General features: G+C 42.3%; 9 protein-coding genes and 1 pseudogene. 6 read left to right on the top strand and 4 right to left on the bottom strand.

Going from position 1 to position 12,651, the window contains the following annotated elements:
• Positions 1-189: 189 nt before the first annotated feature.
• Complete coding sequence (locus tag EYW48_RS13460; protein WP_261917655.1) at positions 190-870, bottom strand: response regulator; 681 nt, start codon at positions 868-870, stop codon at positions 190-192.
• Positions 867-2,486: a sensor histidine kinase gene (locus EYW48_RS13455; protein WP_277432542.1), complete on the bottom strand. Its 1,620-nt coding sequence runs from the start codon at positions 2,484-2,486 to the stop codon at positions 867-869. The genes EYW48_RS13460 and EYW48_RS13455 overlap by 4 nt, the downstream gene beginning before the upstream one ends.
• Positions 2,487-2,839: 353 nt before the next feature.
• On the opposite strand from EYW48_RS13455, the gene EYW48_RS13450 reads away from it, so the two are divergent.
• The 5 genes from EYW48_RS13450 to EYW48_RS13430 all read left to right on the top strand — a co-directional run bounded on the left by EYW48_RS13450 (position 2,840) and on the right by EYW48_RS13430 (position 7,904).
• A complete protein-coding gene (locus EYW48_RS13450) occupies positions 2,840-3,073 on the top strand; it encodes a hypothetical protein (protein WP_277432541.1) in 234 nt (77 codons plus the stop codon).
• A gap of 134 nt (positions 3,074-3,207) precedes the next feature.
• Positions 3,208-4,650: a TolC family protein gene (locus EYW48_RS13445; RefSeq protein WP_277432540.1), complete on the top strand. Its 1,443-nt coding sequence runs from the start codon at positions 3,208-3,210 to the stop codon at positions 4,648-4,650.
• On the top strand, positions 4,647-5,621 hold the full coding sequence (locus EYW48_RS13440; RefSeq protein ID WP_277432539.1) for a biotin/lipoyl-binding protein: 975 nt from the start codon (positions 4,647-4,649) through the stop codon (positions 5,619-5,621). Before EYW48_RS13445 ends, EYW48_RS13440 begins: the two co-directional genes overlap by 4 nt.
• 5 nt (positions 5,622-5,626) lie before the next feature.
• A complete protein-coding gene (locus EYW48_RS13435; protein WP_261915399.1) occupies positions 5,627-6,775 on the top strand; it encodes an ABC transporter permease in 1,149 nt (382 codons plus the stop codon).
• Positions 6,768-7,904: an ABC transporter permease gene (locus tag EYW48_RS13430; protein WP_274695071.1), complete on the top strand. Its 1,137-nt coding sequence runs from the start codon at positions 6,768-6,770 to the stop codon at positions 7,902-7,904. Before EYW48_RS13435 ends, EYW48_RS13430 begins: the two co-directional genes overlap by 8 nt.
• Positions 7,905-7,906: 2 nt before the next feature.
• On the opposite strand, the pseudogene EYW48_RS13425 reads toward EYW48_RS13430, so the two are convergent.
• A pseudogene (locus tag EYW48_RS13425) lies at positions 7,907-8,282 on the bottom strand (ATP-binding protein).
• 186 nt (positions 8,283-8,468) lie between these two features.
• Here EYW48_RS13425 and metA point away from each other — a divergent pair.
• Positions 8,469-9,410 carry a homoserine O-succinyltransferase gene (metA, locus tag EYW48_RS13420; RefSeq protein WP_053309391.1) on the top strand — a complete coding sequence of 314 codons (942 nt, stop codon included), beginning with the start codon at positions 8,469-8,471 and terminating at the stop codon, positions 9,408-9,410.
• Positions 9,411-9,552: 142 nt separating this feature from the next.
• Here metA and EYW48_RS13415 read toward each other — a convergent pair whose 3' ends face one another.
• Complete coding sequence (locus tag EYW48_RS13415; RefSeq protein WP_277432538.1) at positions 9,553-12,468, bottom strand: HD domain-containing phosphohydrolase; 2,916 nt, start codon at positions 12,466-12,468, stop codon at positions 9,553-9,555.
• Positions 12,469-12,651 lie beyond the last annotated feature (183 nt).

Raw genomic sequence — 12,651 nt, 5'->3', positions numbered from 1 at the left:
GTTCTTAAACTTTAGATGTACTTCGAAAAGTCGTCTAGTTAATCGAAAATTTCTACGAATAAATATAAAAACATCATGAGTTAAATAATAAATGAAGCTGGTAATGGAAATTCCCACGAAACAACAGCTAAGTAACAACTTTACCCTATACTTACATGCTGTGGAAAAAGACTCCTCTAATAGAGCCTGCTATCTCATCACTTTTTTATAGCAACGCTCAGGCCTTCCAACAGTGCCATAATTTAAATCTGCCTCTAATTCACCACCACTAATCAAATACTCAAGATAGCGCCTTGCTGTGGTTCGACTAGCACCAATCTGCTCTCCGGCTTCGTCGGCCGTTAGACTGCAAGGCTCGTTAAATAAATGACGTATTTTATCCAAGGTGACTGAATCGATACCTTTAGGTAAACGACGCTGAACCGATGATTCACCTGAGCTTGCGGTTAACATTTTGTCGACCAGCCCCTGATCAAGGTCAGTGGCAGAGCCAAGCTCGCTTTGCTGAATTTGGTACTTCTTCAATGCAGATTCTAAGCGTGGAAACATCACCGGTTTGAGAAGGTAATCCACAACACCACCGCGCATTGCCTGTTGTAATGTTTCAACATCACGAGCAGCGGTGATTAAAATGACATCACATCCTTGGTTATTGCCACGAACTTGTTGCAGAATGTCGAGCCCCGTGCCATCTGGTAAGTAGACATCCAATAAAACTAAATTCGGTTTTAATAGCTCTAATTGCATCACAGCTTCAGCCTGTGTCGTGGCTATGCCAACCACATCAAAACCGCTGATTTGTGTCAGGTAGCGATGATGCAATTGCGCAATAGCAATATCATCTTCAATGATCATGACACGGGTATTCATATTTGTTCTTCCTTAGGTAAATAAACGGTCACTCTTGTACCAAATGTTTTGTTGCTCTTCATTTCAAGACTGCCTTGATAACGATCAGTCAATTGCTTCACTAAATACAGGCCAACACCTCGGTTATGAGAAGCTTTACTCGACACCCCTTTTTTCCACAGCATCTCTGGTGACCATTGCTCAGGTAAACCACATCCTTGGTCATTCACTTCAAGGATGATTTCATTGCCGTAGTCGCCAATAGAGACCTCTATAATACGCCGCTCTTGGGTAATTCGTTGTTCAGTTCGAATAGCAGTAAGTGTGGCATCAAACGCATTATCAATGAGATTGCCCAACAAGGTGACGATATCCTCAGCGTTGATCCTGTTAGGCAAAGGTTCTAAACGCGAACCTTCTTCCACAATCAATTCCAGCCCTAACTCACGTGCTCGTTCCGTTTTTCCTAGCAACATTCCGGCTATCAGCGGGTCTTTCACCGTTTCTCTTAAAAACTCGATAAGCTGTTGGTAGTGAGCGGTTTCTTGTCCAATCAACTGTTGTACTGCTTCTAACTCACCCATTTGCACTAATCCACTGATAGTATTGAGTTTATTTCTATGTTCGTGAGTTTGTGAACGCAACATTTCTGCATACTCTTTGGTTTGCGATAATTGCTCGGTCAATTCGTTGATCTCGTCCCGCAGACGGAAACTAGACACCGCACCAACCACTTTTCCATCAACCGTTATAGGGCTACGATTCGCAATTAAACGCTGTTGATTCAGAAACAGTTCAATGTCGTTATCCGGCTGGCCACTTTCAATAACTGTCATCAAGTCACTTTGCGGCAAAGAAAGAGAAAGCGCTTTATTGAGCGCGGTTTCTCTATCAATACCTAAAATGTCGCAAGCACTCTTGTTGATGGAGCGGAGAACACCTTGATGATCAATACTTAAAATACCCTCTTTCAAGGTGCTCATAGTCACATCGAGCTCTACATACAAGCGTCCGATCTCTTCTGGCTCAAAACCTAAAATCGCTTTTTGAAAACGCCGAGACGCGTAGCTCGATACCACTGCATTGGCGGCAACAACCAACAGTGCCATTGCAATAAGATAAATTAAAAAGGGCTCTATGCGATCTTGTAAACGTTCAATTAAATAACCGACAGAGACAACACCAATAATCTGACCTTCTGCATTAAATACCGCGGCCTTGCCCCGAACCGACTTACCTAATGAGCCTTGTGCAAAAGAGACATATGACTGACCTTGCACCAAGGCTTGTTCGTTATCGCCTCCTTTCATCGGTAAACCAATGCGTCCATCAATAGGGTGCACCAAGCGAATACCATTTTGATCGCCAATTACGATGAATGCCGCACCAATAAGTTGTGTTAGTTCTCGAAATCGTTCTTGGTACTCACTGCCACTGGCTGATTCGATCATAGTAACGACACTCGGTGACTGTGCTAAAAACGATGCAACACCGAGAGCTTTTAACCCCATTTCTTGTTCTTGCTCATGCTTGATGTAGACAAACCCCGCCGCAACTAATAGCAGTAATTCGATAAGTCCAGACAAGGTCATGATAATCAGCATCCGTTTACGAAAGCTGATACGACTCCAAACCATATTGATCTCCTTTCGCCGAAAAATAACACTAATTTAACATTCAATCGAAAAAAGAAAGAGATATCTGTGAACACAGCGGTACATTGAGGATACTAAAAGGTTGATGAGTGTTTGCGATGCAATACCACCCCCAACAATAAGCATCAACACACATAAAACGTTGTGATTATTTTTTTGTGATTAGTATCACGCCGAATTTAGGTATTTTTTAGTTCATCACTGCATATGACTTGTATACTTAATGAGCAAAAACGATGCGGTAGTGGCAGAACACACCTCGTTGGAGATAGCCCTATAATAACCATACCAATTGCTATCGATCGATTCACAACATTGTCAGAAGGAAACTTACAATGAAACGCGATGCCTTTGGAATTTGCCTTTCTCGGGACATGCTGTTTAATAACCTGCATTCAACGTTCACACACGTAAGAGCTTATGAACTCAAAACGGAGTCGAATGAAGACCTAAGGGTGTTACTCGCTTTCCCGCAGATGTCTGGAAAAGATGTCCTCTCCACAATGCAAGGTAGCCAAAAACTTGAATGGAGAGCCGATTACTTTTGTCCATCTCATCATAAGCATTGAATTTTATTGAGATGCATTCCGTGCTAGTGTCTATAATTCACGCCGCTAGTCGGCATTTCAATTATAAAAGTGCTGTTGACTTAGACAGCAAATAATTAGAGTATTAGCTCTAATTATTACGATTCGAGCTTAGCATGAAAGCGAAAACCATCAGTCTTGTACTATCTGCATTATTTGGCGCAGCTTCCTCTTCTCCGTTTGCTGCGCCGATCTCTTTTCAACAATCGTGGGAGCTTTTGCAAGAAAGCAATAATTCTCTTGCTGCTGGTCGGGCTAACGTGGAACGTTATCAGCACATCAAAAATTCCACCGATAATTTAAACCTACCTTCCGTAACTCTAGGCGCAAACTATACACGTTTGGATCAAGATATCACGCTATCTGGAAAACAGATCTTCGATAGCACAGGGCAATCTATTTCCCCTTCTTTAGCTCCAATTTTCGGACCTATAATTGCTAGTGCCGGCGCAATAACATCAACCATTGCTGAACGCGATATTTTTAGCTCTTCGATCCGAGCTGTTTGGCCTATTTTTACTGGCGGACGAATTGATGCCGCACAGTCAGCAGCGGAAGGCCGGCAAGAAGAGGCACAAAGCCAGTTAGCGATGGAGACTCAAGCACGCTATGAAGATCTCAGCAAATACTACTTCAGTGTGTTGCTGGCAAAAGAAGTGTTAATCACACGCCAAGCCGCAGAATTGGGTCTAACTAAACATCGTGATAATGCATTGAAACTTGAGCAACAAGGTCAAATTGCACATGTCGAACGTTTACAAGCAGAAGCTTCTCTCGATAAGGCGATTGTAGAGCGCAAGAAAGCGCAAAAGAACTTAGATATTGCGCAGAGTGCTTTGACGCAAATTCTGGGTCAAAATGAAAAAGTTGAGCCCAATGGTTCACTGTTTATTAACAGCAGCTTGCCTCCTCTTTCGATTTTTGTTGATCAAACACTGAACACTTATCCAGGACTTGCGTTACTTGAAGCAAAAGAAAAACAAGCCAACAGTTTAATGAAAGCCGAAAAAGGCAAATACTATCCAGAAGTTTATCTTTATGGAGATTACAACCTCTATGAAGATGACTCACTGGCCAGCCTGTTAAAACCAGATTGGTTAGTGGGTGTCGGGGTCAACATTCCTTTGATCGAATCTTCTGGCCGTAGTGATCAAGTCAAAGCCGCCCATAGCGCTATCTCACAAGTAAAGTATTTAAAAGCACAAGCTAAGCAAGATTTGAGTGTATTAGTTGAAAAAACCTACCTCGAAGCAGAACAAGCCTTAGAAGAGGTTACAGGGTTAAATTCTAGCTTATCACTTGCCAATGAGAATTTACGCTTACGCCAAAAAGCTTTCAGCCAAGGCCTAGCAACGTCATTAGATGTCGTCGATGCCGAACTGTACCTCGCGAGCATTAAAACTCAGCGCTCAGTCGCTAGCTTTAATTACCTAGTCTCTTTGAACAAATTATTGGCATTGGCTAGCGAAATGAACACATTTCCTAACTACAAGCAATCCGCTATTCCCTTAAATACAACGTTAACCAACCCATCAATTGATCAAAAGGATGCCTTATGAAAGCCGTAAAACCAACCTTGATTGCTCTATCGGCCATCATTGCGATCTCTTGGGTGGGTTATCGCTTTTATCAAGCTTACCAACCAAAGCCGATCCGCCTACAAGGTCAAATTGAATCTGAGCAATACAGCATTTCTTCAAAAGTACCAGGCCGTATTGACGAAGTCTTGGTGCGAAAAGGTGACATTGTCGAACGCGGGCAACTTATTTTTACGTTGCATAGCCCAGAAATTGAAGCCAAATTAGAACAAGCGATTGCAGGGCAAAAGGCCGCAGGCGCATTAGCGAAAGAAGCTGAAAATGGCGCGAGAAACCAACAAATTCAAGCCGCCAAAGATCAGTGGCTCAAAGCCAAAGCAGCTGCCGATTTGATGGAAAAAACCTACTTGCGCGTTAATAACCTCTACCGTGATGGTGTGGTGGCAGAACAAAAGCGCGATGAAACCAATACCCAATGGCAAGCAGCAAAATACACAGAAAGCGCCGCTTTCCAGATGTACCAAATGGCAAAAGAAGGAGTTCGCTCTGAAACCAAGCAAGCCGCTGCAGAGAAAGAACGCATGGCTGCTGGTGCTGTAGCAGAAGTTGAAGCGTACGCAGCGGATACCAAAATTGAAAGTTGGTTTGATGGTGAAGTCTCACAAGTACTGTTAAAAAGTGGCGAATTGGCCCCACAAGGATTCCCAGTTGTTACCGTGGTAGATACCAAACAGTCATGGGCGGTGCTTAATGTCCGTGAAGATCAACTCAAGCACTTTCAGAAAGGTGCAACGTTTAATGCTTATATTCCAGCACTGGAGACCAACGTAGAGTTTCAAGTTGCTCATATTGCCGTGATGGGTGACTTCGCCACTTGGCGCTCGACTGATGCCTCTCAAGGCTTTGACCTACGTACATTCGAAGTTGAAGCGCGCCCGACAACGCAAATTGAAGGACTGCGTATGGGCATGAGTTTAGTGGTTGAGCTATAAGCCGTATGTCAATTCAACCTCGTCCACAGTGGCCTTTACTGCGTCATGACCCTTGGTTATTGTCGTGCCTAACCTGGGTGCCCATTGTATTGGCATTCAGTATTTGGTGGATCTTTTCACAAGGCATTGCTCGTGACTTACCGATTGGCGTCGTAGATTTATCTCATAGCCAACTATCACGGCAATTGGTGAGGGAGCTTGATGCGACCTCTACCCTAACGGTTGAGAAACACTACCAAGACGTTAGTCAGGCTAAAGCTGCGCTTATTGAAAGCGATATTTATGCGTACGTTGTCATTCCGTATGGCTTCGATAAATCCATCATGCGTGGTGAACAGCCACAAGTTTCCACCTTTTTTAATAGCCAATATATTTTGGTTGGCAAGTTAATCAATTCTGCTGTTGTACAAGCTCAAAGTACCTTCAACGCACAGATTGATGTGATGAAAACGTTAGCGTCAAGCAACCAAACTACCCTGAGTGCAATGGGACGAGCCGTTCCAATACGCACCCAACTGACGCCATTATTTAATCTAAACACCAACTATGCCCAATTTTTAGTGTCAGCCGCTATACCCGCAATCTGGCAAATTGTGATTGTTGTTAGCACCATTATGATACTCGCGGCTAACTATCGTCATTTTGGGTTAAAAAGTTGGCTGGGTGACAGACCACTATACGTATTAGCACGAACTCTCAAGTACTATATCCCTTTATTTATGCTGCAAGGGATAGGGTTTTTGATCTGGTTTTATCAGTGGCTTGATTGGCCAATGCAAGGGAGCTTTGGCATTTTAATTATTGCGCAAATTTTCACGACTATAGCCTGCATCATCATGGGAGCACTGTTCTTTTTCTTGACCTTAGACTCAGCAAGAGCAATGAGTTTTGCTGGTGCTTACACCGCTCCAAGCTTTGCCTTTATGGGCATCACCTTCCCCGCAACAGATATGAACTCTCTCGCACAGTTATGGCGTAATATATTGCCTATTAGTCACTATATCGAGGTACAGGTCAGTCAAGTAAGTTATGATGCCAGCGCATGGCGTTCATTTGAATATTTGGTCCCTATGTTTGGCTATGCGTTACCACTAGCCTTGATACTATTGTTGATCAAAAAACATATTAAAGCAGAGCAGTTAAACCATGACTGAAACAATAAAATTCCTCGCTCTGCTTAAAGCGGAGTTAAAAGCATTCTTTACCAATCCGGTTGTCTTACTCACCGTATTTGGTGGGGTTGTTTTTTATTCGTTTTTATATCCACTGCCCTATACTCAACAAACACCAAGAGGGCAGCTGCTAACCATCGTCAACTTAGATAAGAGCCAAGCCAGTTATCAACTTGAACGCATGGTAGACGCAACCCCTCAAGTTAAGGTTGTTCAGAGAAATAGTACCATTGAAGAAGCTAAACACGCTTTCTTGGACAGACAAGTCAGCGGTATTCTCGTCATTCCTGAACATTTCTACAGAGATTTATTACTAGGCAAAAGCCCCACGCTCGCTTACGCTGGCGATGCTTCTTACTTTTTAGTGTATGGCACTATTGTTGAGGGGCTTGTGCAAGCTGGTGGTACGCTGGCCGCACAAAGTAAGGTTTCGCGTTTAGTTATTGAAGGTGAACCTATGGCATTCGCTTCACAGCACTTTTCAGCAACAAACATCAATCTTAAGCCCACCTTTAATCCACGCATGGGTTATGTTGATTACGTCGTTCCTGCCGTGTTTGTTTTGATCTTACAACAAACCCTAGTGATGGCATCGGGGCTAATGGGAGGCACGCAAAAACATGGACATGGGTATTGGTCAAACACCACACCCTTGCGGCTGCTACTGGCACGTAGTGTAGTTTTGGTTGTCGTTTATTACCTTCTCAGTATGTATTACTTTGGCGCGAGCTTTAGTTCACATGGTGTTAATACGATTGGCAATGCATTGCAAATACTGTTGCTGCTTTTACCCTTTTTACTTTGCTGTTGCTTCATCGGCATTTGGCTCGGTGCGATTACACCAAGACGTGAATTAGTTACCCTTGTGGTGTTGGTAAGCTCAATGCCACTGGTTTTCTCTGCTGGTTTTATTTGGCCAATCGAAGCAATTCCTAGTCCAATGGTGTGGATATCAAACCTATTCCCAAGTACACCAGCAATTCAAGGTTTCCTTGGTTTAAACCAAATGGGTGCATCCTGGTCTCAAATTGAGCCAAAGTGGTGGTTATTGTGGGCACAGACAGCTGGCTGGGGAGCACTCGCTCTTTATCAGTTACGTCGAGTTCACTAGCATTACTCTTGCCACTGTTGGCGCATTCGTTCAACAGTGGCGTCATCAACCTCATGAATATTTTGAAACTGCCCACGGCAAATGATTATTTTTAACCTCGCCTTGTAGCGTTTAGCTAATTGCTTATACACTTTCATCTCCCAATGACGGACAAAAGTATTCGACACGACCACGCTTTCCCCTTTAGCTAACCACTGCTGTGCTTGCCGTTGGCACCATTGGTGTGCTTGTTGGATTTTTTTCCGGGTGATAATGGTATTCACCATGCTCATTAACAAAGTACATATCAGCTTCTAAATGCCGACCTGGCATTGCCTTGGCTAAGGTGGATTTCCCCGAGCCAGGTAAACCTCGAACTAAAGTTAGCGTTAATGTCATAAACGGCAGCATAATCAAATTGGACGTTGGCACACTATATACCCAAACGGCTTGAAGTGCAGATAAGCGGCGAGTTGGAAAGGTATAGCGAATTTTCAATTAGATTAACTTTACTGTCGACAATCAGTTTTTATTGAGTTAACTTTGGAAGTATAGACGTCCATGATATAGCTTAGGGAGAAAGCTGTGCCGATTAAGATCCCCGATCAACTACCCGCTAGTGATGTGCTGCGTAACGAAAACATTTTCGTGATGTCAGAAACACGCGCCTCGACTCAGGGCATTCGTCCACTTAAAGTTTTGATCTTAAATTTAATGCCTAAGAAGATCGAGACAGAAACTCAGTTTCTACGTCTACTGTCTAATAGCCCACTACAAGTAGATATCGAACTACTGAGAATTGATGACCGCCCAAGTAAAAATACGCCAAACGAGCATTTAGATAACTTTTATCGTCAGTTTGAAATGGTTAAACATCGCAATTTTGATGGACTGATCATCACCGGTGCTCCACTCGGTTTGGTGCAATTTGAAGATGTGCTTTATTGGGATCATCTAAAAAGTGTCATGGAGTGGGCCAAAAATCATGTTACGTCAACATTGTATGTGTGTTGGGCTGCGCAAGCGGGGCTAAAGCTGCTTTATAATTTGCCTAAACGCACACGAAAAGAAAAACTGTCGGGTGTTTACCATCATGAAATTCAGAATCCATTCCATCCTATTTTGCGTGGTTTTGATGACTCATTTTTAGCACCGCATTCACGCTACGCTGACTTTTCACCTGAATATTTAGCAGAGCATACTGATTTAGACATTCTCGCCACCTCTGATGTAGCAGGCGTGTATCTGGCATCAACCAAAGATAAGCGCAATGTGTTTGTCACCGGCCATCCAGAGTATGACGCCCATACTTTGCACGGTGAATATGTTAGAGATCTAAGTGAAGGTATGGAGCCTGCGATCCCTGTCAACTATTATCCCAATGACAACCCAGATAACAAACCAATAGCAAGCTGGAGAAGCCATGGCCATTTGCTATTTGCTAACTGGTTGAACTATTGTGTATACCAACAAACGCCATATGATCTTGAACACTTTAGTGAAGATAAATTTACAAAAGATACCTAAAGCACTTTCATTTTCGTCAACATCAAATTAGATCATATATTAAGTAAACGACAGAGGATGGCTTGCTAAGTCACCTTCTGTCATCCTAGCCTTCCATTATTAACGGAATGCTGACTCAAGTTTGCTGGTTAAAACGCCTCTCTTACGCTGCTACGTATTTAGAGATATCAACGCTATCGATCTGCTCTGCGGCCATAAATTGCTCGGCATATTGCTGATAAATCCCCGATGTCAGAAATAGCTTAAATAGCTGGGCATCAATATGCTGATCCTTAGCCATAAAACTCATGATGTTAATCGACTCAGATAATGTTTTCGCTTTCTTATAAGGTCGATCAGAACTGGTGAGTGCTTCAAAAATATCGGCAATCGCCATAATTCTTGCTGTAAGTGGCATTTCCTCGGCTTTAAGCCCCATAGGGTAACCTGTGCCATCCATTTTTTCATGATGTCCACCAGCAATACTTGGAATATTTTTCATTGAGCTGGGGAACGGTAATCGCTCTAACATTTTTATTGTTTGAATAATGTGGTCGTTGATGATGAACCGCTCTTCCTCTGTCAAGGTGCCGCGTTGAATAGATAAATTATACCGCTCCCCCAAATTAGCTTGATATTGGGGTTTTACCATAGAGAACCGAGGGTCGGTTTCAGTAATAACTTTCCAATCAATAAGATGCTCAGGCTTATCTTGTAAAAGCTTCTCTTGCACTGGTAGTTGCTCTGGTTTGTCTGAGTAACGTTCTGCCTCTACCCATGACAGACCAAGTCGGTTGCTGAGTGTTCTGCCCCATGAACGGTTACCAATTTGTCCAATACGTTCAATTGACTCATGAGATAAAAACTCCCCCCCCTGATTAACCTGTGCAATAAAGGCAAATTCATCATCCAACTGCTGCCACTGTAATTCTAATTGCTGGCGTAATTCTGTTGGTAATTCATTCTTCAGCGCTATTTTATACATCTTAATTTCAGCATCTCGTTTTAGCACTTCAAAGCGTGTTCGTATTTCATGAATTCGGTTATATATCGTTTCTAACTTCACCGATTTATCAACCACATACTCTGGTGTAGTTATTTTCCCACAGTCATGTAACCATGCTGCAATGCGCAACTCTTCCCACTCTTCTTCATTTAAGCGAAAACCCCTATAAGTATCATCGTTATCATGAGCCGCTTTTGCCAACCACTGAGTTAATACCGGGACTCGTTGGCAATGGTTACCTGTGTAGGGAGATTTGGTATCAATCGTGCTCGCCATTAACTGAATAATTGAATCTAATAATGCTTTTTGCTCCGCCGACATTTTACGCGCTTCAATTGTAACTGATATATAACCTGTCAGCGCTTCAATAAAATGAAGTTGATGAGTAAGGATACGCTGCTTATTTTCTTCCGAGGAAGAAAAGCCGATCGTACCAATCACGTTTCGTCTACGATCAAGCAATGGAAAAAAAAGATACCAGTCTGATGGCTGCGCAATGGGCTTGGACGAGAATTTACGTAGTTGCTTAGCCGATATTGCAACATAAGTCTGTTGTCTAATAAGTTTATCCATCAATTGCTTTAGACGCTCATCATCAACATCTAAGGTTTGGTATTGTTCAACATTACGCTCTCCCGTACCCTCAGCCCAAACATAGTGTGGAACCAGTTTGTTTTTTTCTGAATCTAAGAGATAAACGAACGTTCCTTTTGAACCTGTTGCGCGTGCGGTATCTTTACACACTCTCCCCAAAAGTTGTTCGAGATTGTGTTCTTGTGCGATAGCATTGGTCATGGAGATAAAGCGGCTGAGTGTATTTTGCATCCCTGATAAAGAACCGCGCAGCTCATTGATTTCTTTAATGTTTGAAGGGGATAAAGGCGATACTGTAAAGTCCAAGTTTTCAATAGACTTCGCTTTTAGCGATGCTTGTTTGATTGGCTTCGATACCCATCGAGATACATAATAGATCATCGGTAATAAAATCAGGAGTAACAAAAATGAGCTTAGCAATGCATTAAATAAGATCTCTTCACCACTATCAAATAAGTCCGAAGCTCGGGCGATAATCAAAAGATACAAATCTTCTTTCTTATAAATTGGGATATTCACCACCTGGGTGTACCACAGATCCCCATTTATCCACTCACTATGTAGCGTATTCTTTTCACTCTTAGATTCATTAGCATGATACTCAATAGCTGACAACATCACGGCTTCATTAATGTTCTTGACCATAGGCTCACTTTGATTGCTAAAATTAGCCTGCTTGTCAAATACCGAAGGGTCACTATAGGCATAAACATACTCACTGCTGTCATAAAGTACACGTATAGAAGACGGTTTTTTCAGCGTTTGCTGTAAAGTTCGCGACAGTTCCTTAGATAACAAATTAGCAGACACGACGGCACCAGAAGCATGTCGTTGACTCACATCCAAGCCAAATTGACCAATTTTCTGTGAATAATTAGGAACTGAGATATTAACCCCGTTTATTTTGGTATTTTGAAACCAAGAAAAAGTACGGCTATCAGTCCTGTTATCGACACTGCTTGTGGTAGCAAGCCACTGTTTATTCCCATCATAAAAAAGATGTGTATTCTCTTTCGTGGTAAACGAGTGGTTTTCGACCATAAACATCGTATTCGCTGGGGCATCAAAATCGCTGTTTTTAATATCAGGACCAAACATAGTCACAACAAATAAGTCCCCATTTGGATAACCAACTTGATAAACCGAATCTGCGGTTGAATCAGCTAACAATTCAAATATCACGGGCACAAATTTTTTACGTTCTTCAATATTGTTCGCCGTCATCAAATCAGATGATGATAGCCCACGAACCGCAGAAAAGACCGAATGATATTTCGCTGAAAATATAGAGTGAGTTTCACTGGCAATACGCTCAAACAGAGCTTGATTGGACTGCAATAACATTTTGTTCAAACTGTTTTGCGTCAACCAAATTTGAGTCGTACTAACCACAATTGCAACCGCAAAAAATAACACCGAAACATAAACACGAATTGAAAAATTGAAGTTCGGTAGAATGCGACTTTTTCCGAATGCCATAATCTGTTCCCAAAAAAAATCAATAAACTCATAGTAGTTTGTAACTCAATATAACGAAAACCAAATACATCAATTGTTTGGCTAATTTCTCACTATTAAACCTGTAGTAAAAAAATCGGGGGCAACTCGCATAGTTTTCATCTCACTTTCCTTTAACGTTTTGACTTGCCTAATATAGCCCGC

Source organism: Vibrio sp. 1180_3 (genome assembly GCF_029478545.1).
Lineage (GTDB): Bacteria > Pseudomonadota > Gammaproteobacteria > Enterobacterales > Vibrionaceae > Vibrio > Vibrio aestuarianus.
This window is presented reverse-complemented; position numbering and strand designations above follow the sequence as displayed.